20 protein-coding genes are annotated in these 18,260 nt (G+C 65.8%); 13 read left to right on the top strand and 7 right to left on the bottom strand.

Annotated elements, in window-relative coordinates:
* The first annotated feature begins 14 nt into the window (after positions 1-14).
* From N551_RS0117330 to N551_RS0117320, 3 genes are all read left to right on the top strand, one after another.
* Positions 15-638: a shikimate kinase gene (locus tag N551_RS0117330; protein WP_027567986.1), complete on the top strand. Its 624-nt coding sequence runs from the start codon at positions 15-17 to the stop codon at positions 636-638.
* Entirely contained in the window at positions 635-1,783 is a 1,149-nt protein-coding gene (gene aroB / locus N551_RS0117325) for a 3-dehydroquinate synthase (RefSeq protein ID WP_027567985.1), read from the top strand. Before N551_RS0117330 ends, aroB begins: the two co-directional genes overlap by 4 nt.
* A gap of 92 nt (positions 1,784-1,875) precedes the next feature.
* Positions 1,876-3,180, top strand: a complete 1,305-nt coding sequence (locus N551_RS0117320; RefSeq protein WP_027567984.1) for an HlyC/CorC family transporter — start codon at positions 1,876-1,878, stop codon at positions 3,178-3,180.
* Positions 3,181-3,303: 123 nt separating this feature from the next.
* On the opposite strand, the gene N551_RS0117315 is transcribed toward N551_RS0117320, so the two are convergent.
* Positions 3,304-3,579 (bottom strand): BolA family transcriptional regulator, encoded by a 276-nt coding sequence (locus tag N551_RS0117315; RefSeq protein ID WP_026232423.1) that lies wholly within the window; start codon positions 3,577-3,579, stop codon positions 3,304-3,306.
* A 152-nt stretch (positions 3,580-3,731) separates the two neighbouring features.
* Between N551_RS0117315 and N551_RS0117310 the strand changes: the two genes are divergently transcribed.
* Positions 3,732-4,367, top strand: a complete 636-nt coding sequence (locus tag N551_RS0117310) for a J domain-containing protein (RefSeq protein ID WP_027515160.1) — start codon at positions 3,732-3,734, stop codon at positions 4,365-4,367.
* Between the two features lie 198 nt (positions 4,368-4,565).
* On the opposite strand, the gene N551_RS0117305 is transcribed toward N551_RS0117310, so the two are convergent.
* Positions 4,566-5,660 (bottom strand): citrate synthase/methylcitrate synthase, encoded by a 1,095-nt coding sequence (locus tag N551_RS0117305; RefSeq protein ID WP_027567983.1) that lies wholly within the window; start codon positions 5,658-5,660, stop codon positions 4,566-4,568.
* Between the two features lie 75 nt (positions 5,661-5,735).
* Between N551_RS0117305 and N551_RS0117300 the strand changes: the two genes are divergently transcribed.
* The gene (locus tag N551_RS0117300; RefSeq protein WP_027567982.1) at positions 5,736-6,965 is read left to right on the top strand and encodes a citrate synthase family protein; all 1,230 of its coding nucleotides are present in this window, start codon (positions 5,736-5,738) and stop codon (positions 6,963-6,965) included.
* 132 nt (positions 6,966-7,097) lie between these two features.
* On the opposite strand, the gene N551_RS0117295 is transcribed toward N551_RS0117300, so the two are convergent.
* A complete protein-coding gene (locus N551_RS0117295) occupies positions 7,098-7,757 on the bottom strand; it encodes a DedA family protein (protein WP_027567981.1) in 660 nt (219 codons plus the stop codon).
* Positions 7,758-8,065: 308 nt separating this feature from the next.
* On the opposite strand from N551_RS0117295, the gene cobS reads away from it, so the two are divergent.
* The 5 genes from cobS to N551_RS0117265 all read left to right on the top strand — a co-directional run bounded on the left by cobS (position 8,066) and on the right by N551_RS0117265 (position 14,124).
* A complete protein-coding gene (gene cobS / locus N551_RS0117290; protein WP_007599232.1) occupies positions 8,066-9,064 on the top strand; it encodes a cobaltochelatase subunit CobS in 999 nt (332 codons plus the stop codon).
* 162 nt (positions 9,065-9,226) lie between these two features.
* Positions 9,227-11,131, top strand: a complete 1,905-nt coding sequence (gene cobT / locus N551_RS0117285; protein WP_027567980.1) for a cobaltochelatase subunit CobT — start codon at positions 9,227-9,229, stop codon at positions 11,129-11,131.
* On the top strand, positions 11,128-12,201 hold the full coding sequence (locus tag N551_RS0117280) for an esterase-like activity of phytase family protein (protein WP_027567979.1): 1,074 nt from the start codon (positions 11,128-11,130) through the stop codon (positions 12,199-12,201). Before cobT ends, N551_RS0117280 begins: the two co-directional genes overlap by 4 nt.
* A gap of 120 nt (positions 12,202-12,321) precedes the next feature.
* Complete coding sequence (locus N551_RS0117275) at positions 12,322-13,434, top strand: NADH:flavin oxidoreductase/NADH oxidase (protein WP_027567978.1); 1,113 nt, start codon at positions 12,322-12,324, stop codon at positions 13,432-13,434.
* Positions 13,435-13,716: 282 nt separating this feature from the next.
* The gene (locus N551_RS0117265) at positions 13,717-14,124 is read left to right on the top strand and encodes a hypothetical protein (RefSeq protein ID WP_027567976.1); all 408 of its coding nucleotides are present in this window, start codon (positions 13,717-13,719) and stop codon (positions 14,122-14,124) included.
* 10 nt (positions 14,125-14,134) lie between these two features.
* Here N551_RS0117265 and N551_RS0117260 read toward each other — a convergent pair whose 3' ends face one another.
* The 3 genes from N551_RS0117260 to N551_RS39540 all read right to left on the bottom strand — a co-directional run bounded on the left by N551_RS0117260 (position 14,135) and on the right by N551_RS39540 (position 16,425).
* Positions 14,135-14,380 (bottom strand): PilZ domain-containing protein, encoded by a 246-nt coding sequence (locus tag N551_RS0117260; RefSeq protein WP_007599245.1) that lies wholly within the window; start codon positions 14,378-14,380, stop codon positions 14,135-14,137.
* Positions 14,381-14,655: 275 nt separating this feature from the next.
* Positions 14,656-15,996, bottom strand: coding sequence for a DUF2235 domain-containing protein (locus tag N551_RS0117255; protein ID WP_027567975.1), 1,341 nt, complete (start codon positions 15,994-15,996; stop codon positions 14,656-14,658).
* Positions 15,997-16,293: 297 nt separating this feature from the next.
* Positions 16,294-16,425 (bottom strand): hypothetical protein, encoded by a 132-nt coding sequence (locus N551_RS39540; protein WP_007599247.1) that lies wholly within the window; start codon positions 16,423-16,425, stop codon positions 16,294-16,296.
* Between the two features lie 359 nt (positions 16,426-16,784).
* On the opposite strand from N551_RS39540, the gene N551_RS0117245 reads away from it, so the two are divergent.
* The 3 genes from N551_RS0117245 (at position 16,785) to N551_RS0117235 (ending at position 17,797) form a co-directional block, all read left to right on the top strand.
* Entirely contained in the window at positions 16,785-17,042 is a 258-nt protein-coding gene (locus tag N551_RS0117245; RefSeq protein ID WP_027567974.1) for a hypothetical protein, read from the top strand.
* A gap of 1 nt (position 17,043) precedes the next feature.
* Entirely contained in the window at positions 17,044-17,340 is a 297-nt protein-coding gene (locus tag N551_RS0117240) for a hypothetical protein (protein ID WP_027567973.1), read from the top strand.
* A 178-nt stretch (positions 17,341-17,518) separates the two neighbouring features.
* Positions 17,519-17,797, top strand: coding sequence for a DUF1488 family protein (locus N551_RS0117235; protein WP_007604598.1), 279 nt, complete (start codon positions 17,519-17,521; stop codon positions 17,795-17,797).
* 15 nt (positions 17,798-17,812) lie between these two features.
* Here the strand turns inward: N551_RS0117235 and N551_RS0117230 are convergent, their stop codons facing one another.
* A complete protein-coding gene (locus N551_RS0117230; protein ID WP_027567972.1) occupies positions 17,813-18,193 on the bottom strand; it encodes a hypothetical protein in 381 nt (126 codons plus the stop codon).
* Between the last annotated feature and the right edge of the window lie 67 nt (positions 18,194-18,260).

Below are 18,260 nucleotides of genomic sequence, written 5' to 3'. Positions count from 1 at the left end.
TTCGAGCGAGACAAATGCCCGACGCCGCGTTGCCGATCCAAGCTTCGCCCGAGGCCGACATCCTGTCGGCGCTGGGGACGCGCTCGATCGTGCTCGTCGGCATGATGGGGGTGGGCAAATCCACCATCGGCCGCCGCATGGCTCTCAGGCTCAAGCTGCCCTTCGTCGATGCCGACACCGAGATCGAGGCCGCGGCCGGCATGACCATACCGGAAATCTTCGAGCGCCACGGCGAGCCGCATTTCCGTGACGGCGAGGCCCGCGTGATCGCGCGTCTGCTCGACGGCGGCCCCATCGTGCTGGCGACCGGCGGCGGCGCCTTCATGCGCGAGGAGACGCGGAGCCGTATCGCGGCAAAGGCGATCTCGATCTGGCTCAAGGCCGATCATGACGTCATCATGCGCCGCGTGCGCCGGCGCGCCGACCGTCCGCTGCTCCAGACCGCCGATCCCGAAGGAACGGTGACGCGCCTGCTCACCGAGCGCGAGCCGGTCTACGGCCATGCCGATCTCACCATCGCCTCGCGCGACGTGCCGCACGACAAGATCGTTGAGGAGACCATCGAGACGCTACGCGCGCATCTTTGCGGCGAACGGGCGTCCCCGCCATCAGCCGACGTCGCGAGTGCCGCACGATGACCGCGCCTTTGAAACATTCCGATCCCGTCAACGTCGAGGTCGCGCTGGAGAATCGCGCCTATGACATCGTCATCGGCCGCGGCGTGCTGGCTTCGCTCGGCGAACGCGTCGCGCGCCTGCGCCCCGGCGTGCGCACCGCGATCGTGACGGATCGCACCGTCGCGAAATACTGGCTCGAGCCCGCCGAGGCTTCGCTCGCAGCCAGCGGCATTGCGACATCGCGCATCGTCGTCGAGGAAGGCGAGATCTCGAAGACCTATGCCGGTCTCGAAAAGGTCAGCGAAGCCCTGATCGCCGCGAAAATCGAGCGCAACGATCTCGTCATCGCGCTCGGCGGCGGCGTGGTTGGCGATCTCGCCGGCTTTGCAGCGGCGATCCTGCGCCGCGGCGTCGATTTCGTGCAGGTGCCGACCTCGCTGCTGGCGCAGGTCGATTCCTCCGTCGGCGGCAAGACCGGCATCAACTCGCCGCAGGGCAAGAATCTGCTCGGCGCCTTCCACCAGCCGGTGCTGGTGATTGCCGACACCGCCGTGCTCGACACGCTGTCGCCCCGGCAATTCCGCGCCGGCTACGCCGAGGTCGCCAAATACGGCGTGCTCGGCGACGAGGCCTTCTTCGCCTGGCTCGAGAAGAACCATTCCGACATCTCCAAAGGCGGTTCGGCGCGCGAGCATGCGATCGCGACCTCCTGCCGCGCCAAGGCCGGCGTGGTCTCGCGCGACGAGCGCGAGACCGGGGAGCGCGCGCTGCTCAATCTCGGCCATACGTTCGGCCATGCGCTGGAAGCCGCGACCGGCTTCTCCGACCGCCTGTTTCACGGCGAGGGCGTTTCGATCGGCATGACGCTGGCGGCGCAGTTTTCGGCGAAGCTCGGCATGATCGGCGAAGCGGATGCCGCGCGCGTCGAGCGTCACCTCGTTGAGGCAGGCCTGCCGACGCGCTTGCAGGACATCGCGGGCTTCGCGCAGGAGGGGCTTGCCGATGCCGACGCGCTGATGGCGCTGATGGCGCAGGACAAGAAGGTCGTGCGCGGCAAGCTCACCTTCATCCTGCTGGAGGCTGTGGGACGCGCCGTCGTCGCGAAGAACGTCGAACCGGCTCCGGTGCGCGACTTCCTCAAGGACAAGCTCGCCCACAAGGCGTGACACGCGGTTGAACGGCGCTAAAGCGTTTTCGAGCGAAGTGGGTACCGGTTCGCGTCAAGAAAACGCGTCAAAACAAGAAACCAGAGTGGTTCATGGATTGGCTCGGATTCACCATCGTCATTCTCTGCCTGCTCGTCTCCGGCTTCTTCGCCGCGAGCGAGACGGCGCTGACCGGCGCTTCGCGCGCCAGCATGCTGCGGCTCTCCAAGCAGGGTAATCGCGACGCCGACGTGGTCTCGCAGCTGCTCGACATGCGCGAGCGCCTGATCGGCGCGCTGCTGCTCGGCAACAACATCGCCAATATCAGTGCATCCGCCCTGGCCACCAGCATCTTCACGGCTTGGTTCGGCGACGTCGGCGTGCTCTATGCCACCGGCTTGATGACCGCGCTGGTCGTGATCTTCGCCGAGGTGCTGCCCAAGACCATTGCGATCAACGCGCCTGATCGCATGGCGCTGGCGGTGGCACGCCCGATGCGGCTGACGATGTACGTGCTGGGGCCGCTGCTGCGGATCGTGGAAGTCATCGTGCGGCTGTTGATGCGCCTGTTTGGCCTTGCCGGCGAGCACCAGGCGATCCTGTCGCCGACCGAGCGCCTGCGGGGTGCGGTCGACCTGCTGCACCATGAGGGCAAGTTCGAGAAGCACGACCGCGACATGCTCGGCGGGCTGCTCGATCTGCGCGAGCTCCAGGTCTCCGACGTCATGATCCATCGCACCGAGATGACGATGATCAACGCCGACCTGCCGCCGGAGGATCTGGTGCGCGAGGTGCTGGCGGCCGAATACACCCGCATTCCGCTGTGGCGCGAGAAGCCGGAAAACATCATCGGCGTGCTCCACGCCAAGGATTTGCTGCGCGCGATTCGCGTGGCCGACGGCGAGACCTCGCGCATCGACGTCTCCACCATCGCGCTGCCGCCGTGGTTCGTGCCCGAGATGCGGCCCGTCTCCGAGCAACTCAAGGCGTTCCGCCGCCGCAAGACCCATTTCGCCCTGGTCGTCGACGAGTACGGCGAAGTTGAAGGTCTCGTGACGCTGGAGGACATTCTGGAAGAGATCGTCGGCGACATCTCCGACGAGCATGACGTCGTGGTCGCGGGCGTGCGCGCCCAGCCGGACGGCTCGGTCGTCGTCGACGGCTCGGTGCCGATCCGCGACCTCAACCGCGCCATGGACTGGCACCTGCCTGACGAAGAGGCAACGACTGTCGCCGGCCTCGTCATTCACGAGGCGCGCTCGATTCCCGACCGCGGCCAGAGTTTCACCTTTCACGGCTTCCGCTTCCGCGTCCTCCGCCGCGAACGCAACCGCATCACCGCACTCCGTATTTCACCGGTGCCGCGCGAGACGGAGATGGAGGAAGCCAAGCGCCGGCGGGCCGGGACGTCGTTTTGACGCGGTAGCTGTCATCGTCCGCGAAGGCGGACGATCCAGTACGCCGCAGCGGCTCGATTCTAGCCGCGTCGCCTCGGAGTACTGGATGCCCGCCTTCGCGGGCATGACAGCCGTATCGGCGAGCTAGCTCCCGCCTTCTCCCGGCGCTTGCGCGTGGATCGCCAGTGCGTGCACGCTGCCGGAGAGTTCCGCGGCGAGCGCCGAATTTATCATGCGGTGCCGATCAACCCGGCTCTTCCCTTTGAAGGCGGAAGACACAATATAAACGCGGAAGTGCGTCTCGCCGCTCGGCCGATGGCCGGCGTGGCCCTCATGCAAATGTGACTCGTCGACGACTTGCAGGCTCTCCGGCGTGAAAGCTTCCTGCAACTTGTTGCTGATAGTGTCTCTGATGGCCATCTGGGTCACTACGGTGCGAGATCGCTCTCCGTATTGCATAGGCCGCCTCTGGCGGTCGTTCAAGGACGCCTCAGCATAGTTTCGGCTATGCTTTTCAGCTAATTGCAATGTCAAGACTTGAAGGTTTTTGCATTGCGTAGTCAAAGTCAGCCATGCCGATCGATTCATCAAAGTTCTTCGACTCCATCCGGATCAAGCCGAAAGGCAAGCAGCCGGAAGTGAAGCCGCGCGACGCCGTGGTCAATTGCGAATGGACCGGGTGTCAGAACAAGGGCGCGCATCGTGCGCCCAAGGGTCGCGACAATCAGCGTGAGTACTGGCACTTCTGCCTGAATCATGTGCGCGAGTACAACCAGAACTACAATTTCTTCTCCGGCATGAATGCCGACGCTGTCGCGCGCTATCAGAAAGATGCGCTGACCGGTCATCGTCCGACCTGGAAGATGGGCGCCAATGGCGGCGTCAAGAAAGGCGCCGAGGCCGAGATCGACGGTGCCTTCGATCCGTTCAGCATGTTCCAGGAGCTCAACGGCCGCACCGGCTGGCGCGCCGGCCCGCAGGCCGCGCCCAAGGCCGAGACGCGCAAGATCATGAACGCCGAGCGCAAGGCGCTCCAGGTGATGGGCCTCGGCCCCGAGTCCACCCTCGCCGACGTCAAGTCCAAGTACAAGGCGCTGGTGAAGCAGCACCACCCCGACGCCAACGGCGGCGACCGCTCCACCGAGGACCGCCTGATCGAGATCATCAAGGCGTATAATTATCTGAAGACCGTGGTGCGCGAGGCCTGAGGCCGCGCCACTGTCTTCCCTTCTCCCCTTGTGGGAGAAGGTGGCGCGAAGCGCCGGATGAGGGGTTGCTTCCTCAAATTCCAATGCAAGGGATTGTGCGGGGAGAGAACCCCTCACCCGTCTCGCCGCTGCGCGGCGAGCCACCCTCTCCCACAAGGGGAGAGGGAAAGAACGCCGTTCCATCCAGGTTACGTTTCATCACGCCTCCGGCATCGCCCCCACATATGACGAGCTCGGCCGGATCAGCCGCCCCGTCCGCTGCTGCTCGCGCGCATGCGCGGTCCAGCCGGCGGCGCGCGCCACCGCGAAGATCGGCGTGAAGGCCTGCCTCGGGATCGCCAGCGCATCGAGCAGGATCGCGGTGAAGAACTCGACATTGGTCTCCAGCGGCCGGTCCGGATTCTTCTTGCGCAGCGCGCTGCGGATGTAGGCCTCCACCTCGCCGGCAAAGGGCAGGTCGGCGCCGTCCGAGGCCAGCGCCTCGATCGCGGTCTTGAGCACGTCGGCGCGCGGATCGCGCACGCGATAGACGCGATGACCAAAACCCATCATCCGCTCGCCGCGGGCGAGTGCCGCGTCCACCCAGGGCTGGATGCGCTCGCGCGAGCCGATGGCGTCGAGCATTTCCAGCACCGGCTCCGGCGCGCCGCCATGCAGCGGACCCGTCAGCGCGCAATAGCCGGCGGTGACGGCGGCGAATAGATCAGCCTGCGTCGAGGCCACCACGCGCGCGGTGAAGGTCGAGGCGTTCATGCCGTGGTCGCTGGCGGTGACGAGATAGGCGTCCAGCGCCGTGACCTCGCGTGGTTCGGGCGCGCGTCCGTGCAGCATGCGAAGCGTATCGGCGGCGTGGCTCGCGTTCGGATCGGGCGCCACGGGATCGAGACCCCTAGCGCGGCGGACGAGCGCGCCCGCAATTACCGGGAATGCGCCTACGATCGTCGCCTCATGGGCTAGGTCGTGCTCGGCGCGAAGTCCCGCGACCGCCGCGCGAAACCCGTCGACGACGCCCATGCCGCGCGTTGCCGGCAGCAGTTCATCCAGCCGCGCGAAGGCGCGCTCGCGTGCCGCGCCGAGGCTCGCGCGCACATTGGCTTCGCTCAGCGTGGTCGTGCTGGCGCCGTTCCAGAGCCGGGCGGTGACGCCCTCAAAGCTCGACTGACTCGCCAATCGGCCGACATGCTCGCCGGCGATGATCAACTCGCCGCGCTCGCCGTCGACATGGCTCAGCACGGTTTCGGCCGCGGGAACGCCGTCCAGCCCGATCTGGCTCTTGGTGAGGTGGATGTTCATGGCCCAAATCTCCTTTGCACCAGCCAAAGGTCGGGCCTCTCGACAGATTGATCAATCTTGATTATATAAATCCATATGAAAAATTCCGAGGGGCTTTACCTCTCCGCCCGGGAAGCCGCCGCCGAGCTCGCGATCTCGCCGGCCACGCTCTACGCCTATGTCAGCCGCGGCCTGGTCCGCTCCGAGCCGACGCCGGACTCGCGCAAGAACCGCTATCGCGCCGAGGACGTCCGGGCGCTGAAGGAGCGCCGGGTGCCGTCGCCGGAGCCGCGCGGCCTGCGCAGTTTCGATGCCGATCTGCCGGTCATGGACACGGAGATCTCCACCATCACCGAGGACGGCGCGATCTATCGCGGTGTCAATTGCGTCGATCTCGCCGAAAACGACACGCTGGAGCACACGGCCACGCTTTTGTGGGATGTCTCCGGCGTCGATCCGTTCGCGCCGGATAATCAGCCTGCGATGTCCGATGAGATGCGCCTGATCGCGCAGGCCGCGCGTCGCGCCGCGCCGATCGATCGCGCCATTGCCGTGCTGGCGCTCGCGTCGAGCGCCGATCCGCGCGCCTTCACCCGCGCGCACGATGGACGTGCCATGGTCGGTGCGCGCATCGTCCGGCTCCTGGTCGCGACCATGCTCAACACGGAGCCGTCCGCCGAGCCGCTGCATCAGCAGATCGCGAGGGCCTGGGCGCCCGACAACAAGCACGCGGCCGATCTCATGCGTCGCGCGCTGGTTCTGCTCGCCGAGCATGAGTTGAACGCGTCCACCTTCACCGCGCGCTGCGCGGCCTCCACCGGCCTCAATCTTTATGATTCCGTCATCGCCGGCCTCGCCGCGCTGAAGGGACCGAAGCACGGCGGCGCCGGCGTGCTCGCCTCGCAGCTCGTCAAGGCGCTGGTGGATCGTGACGTCGAGCCAATGGTCCGCGAACGCGTCGCGCTCGGCGAACGCTTTGCCGGCTTCGGTCACGGCGTCTACAAGCGGGGCGATCGGCGCGCGCAGTCGCTCCTGAATGCCCTGGCCCGCGCCGGCGCGCCGCGCAAATTCACCAAGGAGGTGCCGGAGCGGATCGCGGAGGCGACCGGCGAGCTCGTCAACATCGACTACGCGCTCGCGGTGCTCGTGCACGCGCTGCGCTTGCCCGCAGGCAGCGAGCTCGCTTTGTTCGCGATGGCCCGCAGCGTCGGCTGGATCGCTCATGCGAGCGAGCAGCTACAGCACGGCAAGCTGATCAGGCCGCGGGCAAGGTATGTCGGGCCTGCGCCGGGGCGGAGGGCGGGGGTTGCGGATTCCAAAGGATGATCAAAAAACCTCATGGTGAGGAGCGCGGAACGCGCGTCTCGAACCATGCAGGCCCCGCTGTCGCCCGCGGCCATCCTTCGAGACGCCGGTCGTTGGCAGGCCCTCAGGATGAGGGTGGTGTGCTTGGATCGATCACCCTCGCGGCTTCGCCACCGCGACGCCGCCGCCATTCCGGCGGCGATAGATCCAGACCGCCAGGCCCAGAACGATCGCGACGCCGATCACGGTCAGGATCCAGATGTGCTTGCCGACATGTCCATGGTGGTGCAGCCCGGCATATTCGTGCAGCACTGAGACCGCCAAAACACCCGGCAGCACATGCGCCGGCGCCCAGACCAGGATCGCCGGGATGTTGATGGCATAGAAGCGGGCCGGGGGCATGCCCAGCGCGCCCGCGGTGACCGGGACGAAGGCACGGATCGGCGGCACGAAGCGGGCGAAGAACACCGCCCAGGTGCCGAAGCGGTGGAAGAAATTCTCGCTCTGCTCGACCACGCGCGGATAATTGGTCAACGGCCAGGTGTTGAGGATCTCCCGTTGCTGCCGGTGGCCGATCCAGTAGGCCGAACCGTCGCCGAGCACTGCGCCGAGGGCTGCCGCCAGCAACACCCATTGCAGCCTAAGCTCGCCGCCCGGGACCAGGGCGCTTAGCGCCAGGATGATGGTCGAGCCGGGGATCACAGACCCCACCACCGGAACCGCCTCCAGCAGGGCCGCCAGGAACAGGGTCAGATAGGCCAGCCACGCATGGGCCGAGACGAATGAAATGAGGGGATCGAGAAAGGACGTCACGTCGTCTCTGTGGTGGGATTGGGCCTCGGGGTTCGGGCCCTGCATTCGGACCCTACATAAGTAACAAGCGGCGGTAAAAGTGCCACCCGCGTGGGCAGGACCGCGCCCTTGGCATAAATTCAGGCGTGATTCGCAGGGCAGCCTTCCAAAAATCGCGTTCCTTGCCTATCTAAATGAAAAGACAGCGGAACTTTGATTGAGGGGCGGGCTTCTGCCCGCACGTTGTCTCTGATAGGTTCGCGATCGCACCCAGCCGCAGCCAACGTGCAATAACTGGTCTCGGGATCGCCCGGGACCTCGGAGGATTGATGACGACCGCCGCGATGTCCAAAGTTGAGGAAGTTTCCGGTTTGCCCGACATGAAGGTGTCGGTGCGCCAGGTGTTCGGGATCGACAGCGATCTCGAAGTCCCCGCTTATTCCGAAGTCGATCCTCACGTCCCCGAAGTCGATTCCGATTACCGCTTCGATCGCGCCACCACGCTCGCCATTCTCGCCGGCTTCGCGCACAACCGCCGCGTCATGGTCACGGGCTACCACGGCACCGGCAAATCCACCCATATCGAACAGGTCGCCGCGCGACTGAACTGGCCCTGCGTGCGCGTCAACCTCGACAGCCACATCAGCCGTATCGACCTCGTCGGCAAGGACTCGATCGTGGTCCGCGACGGCAAGCAGGTCACTGAATTCCGCGACGGCATCCTGCCCTGGGCGCTCCAGCACAACGTCGCGCTGGTGTTCGACGAATACGACGCCGGCCGCCCGGACGTGATGTTCGTGATCCAGCGCGTGCTGGAAGTCTCCGGCCGACTGACGCTGCTCGACCAGAACAAGGTGATCAAGCCGCACCCGGCATTCCGCATGTTCTCGACCGCAAACACCGTCGGCCTCGGCGACACCTCGGGCCTCTATCACGGCACCCAGCAGATCAACCAGGGCCAGATGGACCGCTGGTCGATCGTCACCACGCTGAACTATCTCAGCCATGACGAGGAAGTGGAGATCGTGCTGGCCAAGGCCAAGCACTATCGCACCACGGAGGGCCGCGACATCGTCAACAAGATGGTTCGCCTCGCCGATCTCACCCGCAACGCCTTCGCCAATGGCGATCTGTCGACGGTGATGAGCCCGCGCACGGTGATCACCTGGGCCGAGAACGCCGACATCTTCAGCGACATTGGTTTTGCGTTCCGGGTCACCTTCCTCAACAAATGCGACGAGCTCGAACGTCCTCTCGTCGCCGAGTTCTACCAGCGCTGCTTCAATGCGGAGCTGCCGGAATCGGCGGTGAACGTGGCGCTCAGCTGATCTCTCTCGGTGTGTCGTCCCGGCCGAGTGCGCAATTGCGCACGGGGGCCGGGACCCATGCCGCGAGGTCTCTCGGTGAAGCGACGCTGATAGTTTTCCCTGACGCAATAACCGTCGGTGGCTATGGATCCCGGCCTTCGCCGGGACGACGGTGAGATCGAGATGAGCACCACCTCCAACTCCAAGTTCCGCAACACCAAGGAAGCCCCGACCGAGCCGTTCAAGCGCTCGGTGGCCTCCTGCCTGAAGGCGATCGCCAAGGCGCCCGAGCTCGATGTCAGCTTCGCCGCCGAGCGTCCCGGGCTCGCGCCGGGCAAGGCGCGGCTGCCCGAACCCGCGCGAAAGATGACCAGGCGTGATGCCGCGATCGTGCGCGGCCACGCCGATTCCATCGCGCTCAAGCTCGCCTGTCATGATCCAAAGGTGCATCGCAAGCTGATGCCGGGCAATCCGCAGGCGCGCGGCGTGTTCGAGGCGGTGGAGCAGGCCCGTGTCGAGGCGATCGGCGCGCGGCGCATGGCGGGCGTTGCGAAAAACCTCACCGCGATGCTCGACGACCATTTCCATCGCGGCAAGTTCGACGAGATCACCGATCGCGCCGACGCGCCGCTCGCCGACGCGCTGGCGATGCTGGTGCGCGAACGCCTGACCGGCATGGCGCCGCCCACGGCCGCCAAGAAGATGGTCGATCTCTGGCGTCCCATCCTGGAAGACAAGATCGGCAGGCGGCTCGACCGGCTCGATACCGTGGTCGAGGACCAGACCAGGTTCGGCGATGCCGTGCATGATCTGCTGACGGCGCTCGAAATCGGCGACGAGCGCAGCGCCGACAGCGAAGACAATGACGAGAACGACGAGAACCAGGACGGCGACAACGATCAGTCCGGCGCCGAGGGCTCGCCCGATTCCGACGCTGCGCAGGAGATGAGCGCCGACCAGGCGCAGGCCTCGAGCGAGGAGATGAGCGAGAGCGCGATGGAAAGCGCGCAGGCCTCGACCTCCGACACCTTCGACGACGGCGAGCTCGGCGACGACGAGACGCCGGGTGAGGCGACGCGGCCGAATTCGCACGGCAAGAACGAGCCGCGCGGGCCGGAATATCATGCCTTCGCGCCGAAGTTCGACGAGGTGATCGCCGCCGAGGACCTCTGCGACCATGACGAGCTGGAGCGGCTTCGCGCCTATCTCGACAAGCAGCTCGCGCATCTGCAGGGCATCGTCGCCCGTCTCGCCAACCGCCTCCAGAGGCGCTTGATGGCGCAGCAGAACCGCGCCTGGGAGTTCGATCTCGAAGAGGGCATTCTCGATCCGGCGCGGCTGTCGCGCGTGGTGACCGATCCCTATCACCCGCTGTCCTTCATGCACGAGAAGGAGGCGACGTTCCGCGACACCGTGGTGACGCTGCTCTTAGACAATTCCGGCTCGATGCGCGGGCGCCCGATCACGGTCGCGGCGACCTGCGCCGACATCCTCGCCCGCACGCTGGAGCGCTGCGGCGTCAAGGTCGAGATTCTCGGCTTCACCACGCGTGCCTGGAAGGGCGGGCAATCGCGCGAGGCGTGGCTTGCCGCCGGCAAGCCGGCCAGTCCGGGCCGTCTCAACGATCTCCGCCACATCATCTACAAGTCGGCGGACGCCCCGTGGCGCCGTGCGCGAAAAAATCTCGGCCTGATGATGCGCGAGGGGCTGTTGAAGGAGAACATCGACGGCGAGGCGCTCGACTGGGCGCACAAGCGCCTGCTCGGCCGGCCCGAGCAGCGCAAGATCCTGATGATGATCTCGGACGGTGCGCCGGTCGACGATTCCACGCTGTCGGTCAATCCCGGCAACTACCTCGAGCGGCACCTGCGCCACATCATCGAGGAGATCGAGACCCGCTCGCCGGTCGAGCTGATCGCGATCGGCATCGGCCACGACGTGACGCGCTATTATCGCCGCGCGGTGACGATCGTGGACGCCGAAGAGCTCGGCGGCGCCATCACTGAAAAGCTCGCCGAACTGTTCAGCGAGACCAACACCGCGCCCACGCAACCGGCCGGTCGCCCGCGGCGCAAACTGCATTCGTGAGCAATCATCGATCCCGCCGCAGCTTTATCGGCCACGCGGCGGCGGGATTTTCCACTTTCGCACTGTCTCGCCTGGCGCAGGCGCAGCCTGCGCCGAAGCCGGCGCTGATCGAGCACGCCGTCGCCGCGCCCGTCGGCATCGAGGTCAACGCGCGGCCGATCCCCAATTTCGAGCCGCGCGACCGCGCGCGCACGCGGTTCGGTTCGCTGGACTATCGCGGCGGCCTGGTGCTGACCTCGCCGCATCGCGGCTTCGGCGGCCTGTCCGGCTTCCGCTTTCTCGACAGCAAAGGCGAGCGCTTCCTCGCGGTCTCCGACCAGGGCACCTGGTTCACCGGTCGCATCCGCTATTCCGGGCGGAGCATGACGGGTCTCGACGACGTCGTGGCCGCGCCGGTGCTCAATGCGGAGGGGCGGCCGATCACGGAGAAGCGGCTGTGGTACGACACCGAGGCGCTCGCGCGCGACGGCGACCTCGTCTATGTCGGGCTCGAGCGCGTCAACCAGATCATGCGGTTCGATTTTGCGAAGGGCGGCACGCGCGCCCGCGGCGAGGTGCTGCCGACGCCGCCCGCGGTGCGAAAGCTGCCCTATAACAAGGGGCTCGAGGCGCTGGTGTTTGTCCCCAGGGACATACCAAAGGGGCAGCCGCTCGCGGGGACCTTGATCGCGCTGTCGGAAGGCGGCTTCGATGCCGACGGCAATCTGATCGGCTTCTTGATCGGCGGCCCGACGCCGGGCCAGTTCAGCATTCGCCGCACCGACCAGCAGCTCATCAGCGACGCCGTGCTGCTGCCCTCGGGCGATCTCCTGATCCTCGAACGCAAATTTTCCTGGTTCACCGGCGTCGATATCCGCATCCGCGCGATCCCCCTGAAATCGATCGCGCCGGGCGCATTGGTCGACGGCCCCGTGCTGTTCAAGGCCGATCTCGGCCATGAGATCGACAACATGGAAGGCATCGACGCCCACGTCACGGCCGACGGCGAGACCGTGCTGACGCTGGTGTCCGACGACAATTTCTCGATGCTCCAGCGCACGCTGCTGCTGCAGTTCGCGCTGGTGGAGTAGGGCGGCGCGGCCGCAATGCATGACGCTACGGGCGGCCATTCCCCCGGCGCGGCTGGCAATCCGCGTTTCCCTCACTACACTCCCCTGCATCGCCCTCCCTCCCTTTCGGAACTCCCCCGCATGAGCGCCCTGTTTTCTCCGATCAAGCTGCGCGGCCTGAATTTGAAGAACCGCGTCGTGGTGTCGCCGATGTGCCAATATTCGGCCGAGGACGGCGTTCCCACCGACTGGCACTTCACCCACATCAACAATCTCAGCCTGTCGGGCGCGGCGATGTTCTGCATCGAGGCGACCCACGTCGAGGCGATCGGCCGCATCACGCCGGGCTGCCTCGGGCTCTACAGCGATGCCGCCGAGGCCGCGCTGAAGCAGATCCTCGCCTCGGTGCGGAAACATTCTTCCACCGCCGTCGCGATGCAGCTCGCGCATGCCGGCCGCAAAGCTTCGAGCGCGCGGCCCTGGGACGGCGGCCAGCTGATCCCGCAGGACCAGGGCGGCTGGCAGACCGTGGCGCCGTCGGCGCTGCCGCACAAGGAGGGCGAGGCCGCGCCGCTGGCGCTCGATGCCGCAGGCCTCAAGCGCATCCGCGACGCCTTCGTGGAGTCGGCGAAGCGCGCCGATCGCATCGGCATCGACGCCATCGAGCTGCACGGCGCGCACGGCTATCTGCTGCATCAGTTCCTGTCGCCGATCTCGAACAAGCGCACCGACGAATATGGCGGTTCGCTCGAGAACCGCATGCGCTTCCCGCTGGAGGTCTACGACGCGGTGCGCGCGGTGTTCCCGCACGACAAGCCGGTCGGCATGCGGGTGTCGTCGACCGACTGGGTCGAGGGCGGCTGGGACCTGGCGCAGACGATTGAATTCGCCAAGGCGCTGAAGGCGCGCGGTGTCGACTGGATCGATGCCTCCTCCGGCGGCGTCTCGCCGCTGCAGAAGATCGCGCTCGGCCCCGGCTATCAGGTGCAGTTTGCAGAGGCCATCAAGCGCGAGACGGGTTTGCCCACCATCGCCGTCGGCCTGATCACGGAGCCGAAGCAGGCCGAAGAGATCGTCGCATCCGGAAAGGCCGACATGATCGCGCTCGCCCGCGGCTTGCTCTACGACCCGCGTTGGGCCTGGCACGCCGCAGCCGAACTCGGCGGCGAGGTCGAAGCGCCGCCGCAATATTGGCGCTCGCAGCCCTCGACCCAGAAGGCGCTGTTCGGCAAGACGACGTTCGGGGCGCGGTGAGGGGTGCCTGATTGTGGTGCGAGAGCCGAGCCACAAACTCGTCATTGCGAGGAGCCCTTGCGACGAAGCAATCCAGACTGCGTCCGCTGAAAGAGCCTGGATTGCTTCGCTGCGCTCGCAATGAGGGTCGGGGAGGCATGCGCCCACGCAAAGGTCGCCGCGCTGTGCGTCCTTTGGTCCTGAACCACCCCCCGCCTCACGCATCCGTAAACCCTCTCAGCTTCCACCCCCGCCAAATCTGGCCTAACCTCGCGCGCGTCCAACTCCTCGCGGAGGCCCGCCATGCGGTTTGGTGTTCGAAAGGCTGCCCACGTCATCGAGCGCGTGGGGCTTGCGATGGCGGGCGCGGCGTGCGGGCTGTTCGTCGGCGCTTATGTGGGATCTGCGATTCCCGCGCTCACCACCGAGGGCTTCCTGCTGCTGATGATGGTGCTGGGCTTCGTCGGCTTCTATCTCGGCATCGACACGCCGCAGCTGCCCTTCGACGAGGCCCACGGCGACATCGACGCCGCGGAACTGTTGAGCGCCGCCGGCACGCTCTGCGCCACGCTCACCGCGCTCGCCTCCGTCGCCATCATCGTGCTCCGCCTCGAGCCGCATATCGCCTGGAGCTGGTTCGCCTTGTTCGGCTGGATCGCCGGCGTCGCGATGCAGATCGTCGCGGGCGCGAAGGCGCGGATGCGGACGTAGGGAGACCGTCTCAAAACACCACGCCCACCTTCGTGCCGCGCTTCCATGCCACGCGGCAGCGCTTCTTGGTGTTGACGTGCAGCAGCTCGAACCGATCGGGAATCTTCACCTGGCCGCCGAGATCGACGCAGGCCCCGCCGGGCGAATAATCGATCAGCGTGCAGGGGATCACCGGCGCGCGCGGGTCGGTGATGATCTTGGCCTGGCGGGACACCAGGCCTGCGGGTTTGACGCGGGCATGTCGGCGCGGATGCATTGGCACTCTCCTCCAATTTCCGCGGATGGCGCGGGTGGTCTGGGCACCATGATGAACGAGAGGTGATTCGATCCGGCTAAAGCGGGGGCGATAATTTTAATGAATATTGGTGGTAGCCTGGTGGGGTGGGGCGGGGCCTGCTTCGCAGGCACGACAGGGATGGTGTCGTGCGACGCCGCCTCAACCATCGTCATTGCGAGCGCAGCGAAGCAATCCAGACTGACTCTGCGGAAAGATTCTGGATTGCTTCGCTGCGCTCGCAATGACGAGGCGAGTCACCCCACCACGATCTCCCCCGCCTCGGCCGCCATGCCCACATGGGGCGGCACCGGCATCGGCACCGTCACATAATCTTTCGGCAAATTCACCGGCCGATAATCCGGCTCCACCGCCATCCGCTTCACCACGCTCTCATGCACATGCGCGCCTTCGGGGATGGGGCGCGGTTCGCAATCGGGGATGTAGAAACCCCATAACACCTTGCGCTCCGGCCATTCCTTGTAGGTCGCGCTCTTCGGCAGATACTCCAGCACGCGCCACACCGCCGTCATCGAATTGTGCAGCTCGCCCGTCTTGCCGGTGTAAGCCGGCGGCACGTATTGGAACGGCGAGTTCGTGCGCTGGATCCCCCAGGCGAGCTGGTTCACCGTGCGCGGGTTGAAGTTCAGCCCGGCCTTGGTCGCCTCCTCGATCATCCAGAGCAGCGGATATTTGGACTCGCCGCTCTCGGCTTCCGGATAACCGCCGCCGACGTCGCAATGCACGCCGGCGAACCACACCTGCAGGATATCCTGCGGCTCCTTCTTCTCGTCGGGCACATAGCGGTTGCGCCAATAATCCTGCGGCTCCTCATAGGCCTTGAGGCGGAACATGCGGCGCTGCTCGTCGATCGCGATCGCCTGGCGAAAGATGTTGACGCTCGGATTGCGCAGCGTGAAGGCGAGCTCCTCCAGGCTGAAGACGAGGAAGAAGACGTCGCGCCGCGGCACGATCACGCTCGCCACCGTGTCCCAGACGCCGATGAAGTGGATGGTCGGCCAGCGCGTCGAGGTGATCCGCGCGAACTGCGCGGCGAGGTCGAATTGGTCTTTCGGCAGCGGTCCCTGTTCGTCGACAGCGATGTCCTTGAGGTCCTCGATATCGTTGCCGCGCCCGGTGCCGGAATATTGCTTGTAGGCGACGAGGCCACTGCCCGCGAGGTTGGCCTGCTCCGGCGAGATCAGGCCGATCTTGTGGATCAGCCCCGCCAGCACCCGCACGGTATAGGCGCCGCGCGAAAAACCGAACAGGTAGATCCTGTCGCCCGGCGCGTAGTGCTGGACCAGGAAGCAATAGGCCGACAGCGTGTTGTCATCGAGCCCGTAGCCGGTGGCAAGCCCCAGCACCAGATTGACGTTGGCTTTCCAGCGGTGCCACGTCGACGGCTCCGTCACGGTGCCGACCCCGGGATCGTAGAACACCAACTGCCGCGGCTTCGTCTTGGCGGTCTTGCGCAGGCAACGATAGAGCTTCAGGACGTTGGAGATGTTTTCAGAAATCTCGTTGCCGGTGCCGTCACAGCAGATGACGAGGTTCTTCGGCTCGGATGTGTGGTCGGCGTTGCGCTCGTGATCCACAGGATGCCCCTCCCGCTGATGCTACCCGGACGAGTATAGCGGAAAAGGGCGGGGAGAGGGAGATGGTGCTTCTTCCCCTCTCCCCTTGTGGGAGAGGGTGGATCAATCGCACTCCGCGCGATTGAGACGGGTGAGGGGTCTCTCTCCGCGCGCGAATCTCTCGCGTCGGAGCTCCGCGGAGACAGACCCCTCATCCGGCGCCATAGCCGATGCGAAGCATCGGCGTTTTCAAGAACGGCGGCCGAAGACCGCCTACGCCACCTTCTCCCGCAAGGGGAGAAGGGAAAACAGCGCCCGCTACTTCTTCTTCTGACCGATCTCCGGCTGCCACGCCGCATCCTTGCGGCTCGGCGCTGCGGCGCTGGTCTTGATCTTGTCCTTCTTCGGCTTCTTGGTCTCGCGGTTGCTGCGTTGCTGTCCCTTGGCCATGACGTCGTCTCCTCCTGGGTTTCGAGTTCGTCCGCGTGCGAGATCGGCGCTGCAATGGTCGCTGGCGGGGCTGTAAGATGCGTCCGCCGAGCCATTGAAGATCGCCGCCGCGCACACGAGGCGCGAAAGATGCAGCGCAACATCGACGCGCGGCAATTGCGTGAGCTGCGCTGACGTGGTCCAGCGTACGCCCGCGCCCTGCCGATTGCGAGGACTAAAACGCCGCGCGCGAGCGCCGCGATTGCGCCTTAAGTCCCGGCCCGCGCTGACATAATGCTGGCTATTGCCGCGCAAGAAGCGCATGCTTCGCCACAGCTGGCGTCGGTTCGGGGCCCCTTCTTTGCGAAAGGCAGGCGCGCATGACCATCCGCTCGCGGCGAGAAACCATCACCTTCAAGCATCCATTCCACATCCGCGGCCTCGATCGCGAATTGCCGGCCGGCGCCTATGAGGTCATCACCGACGAGGAGATGATCGAGGGCCTGTCCTTCGCGTCCTATCGCCGCGTCGCCACCATGATCACGGTGCCCTCCGAAGGCGTGCGCGGTGCGACGGAGATGCTGTCGATCGGCTCGGTCGACCTGGCGGATGCCCAACGTATCGACGCGAGTGCCTGAAATGACTGACATCCCGGTCGATCTCGACAGCCACCGCGGCATGGCCGCCCAGAAGGCAACCGATCTGCGCCGCGCGCTGGCCGATGTCGAGGCCCAGGTCAGGGAGCTGCGCGAGCGCGAGGCCGATCTCGAAAACCGCATGATGTCGGTGCCGGCCGCGTCCTGGCCGGAGGCTGCCGTGAAGGCCCGCCATCTGCTCAACCTCTATGCCGCGGGCCTGCCCGCCGAGGACACCCGCCACCGCGCGCTGGTGACCGCGCTGTTCGACGATTTCGCAAGACTCAACGGCGACGGCTGAAGGCAAGCCACTCAGGCGTCGTCCTGGCCGAGTGCGCTATTGCGCACGGAGCCGGGACCCATAACCACATTGTTGTGCACCCTCGTGCCACAGCCCGCTTCGATAACGCCGACCGGCGTCCCCCGTGCGCGATCGTGCACAAGGCCGGCACGACGCGCGGACGCAAAAGGAGTACCCCATGACGCTCACCAGCAGCCGCTTCATCGCCCACGACCAGGACCGCGGCATCGTCCAGTTCTCGATGCAGGACGGCAGTAAGGAGATCGCCTGCGCGATCTCGACCTCCGCCATGGACGACCTCGAGCGCGGCCCGCGCGCCCGGCCGAGCGAGCGCGAAGAGCAGTTCACGCGCCTGCGCGAGCGCATCGAAGCCTGCACCGGACGCAAATATCAGGCGACGGAGTTCGAGGGGACGCCGCCGGGCATCGTGCTGCGGAGCATTGATTTTCGGGGGTAGGGGGAGCGAGGACGCCTACTTCGGCGGTTCCTGGGGTTTGCCCTGGAATTGAATGTTGCACTTCTTTGCGATCGAGGCCTGCTCGACCGCGATCAACTGTCCCTTCATTTGCGCAAGTTCGGCCGCAGCCTGTTTGTCGCCGCCGACCAGGAACGCCGCGGGCCAGAACACAACGACAGCAACGCCCGTTACGACCTGATCCTTTGTGCGCTGGCTGTCTTGAACGCCGGAGAGGGTCGCAGCTCTAGCCGATACCGATTGCGCCTCAAGCGCGAGCTGCTGGCAATTGTACTGTTGATACTGCACCGGTGAGACGTAAGCCGCCGATATGTCAGATGAAGACGACGCGCAGCCAGCAAGTGCGGCCGCAAGGACCGCTACGCCCAAATTACGCATTAGAAGAATCCCCCCGGAAAGTTGCACAAAAGCGCAACCAGTGCGGGAGATCAATAAGACCTTGGCT

This window comes from Bradyrhizobium sp. URHA0013 (assembly GCF_000518345.1).
Lineage (GTDB): Bacteria > Pseudomonadota > Alphaproteobacteria > Rhizobiales > Xanthobacteraceae > Bradyrhizobium.
Note: the sequence above shows the minus strand (reverse complement) of the source record. Positions and strands in the feature narration are given on the sequence as shown.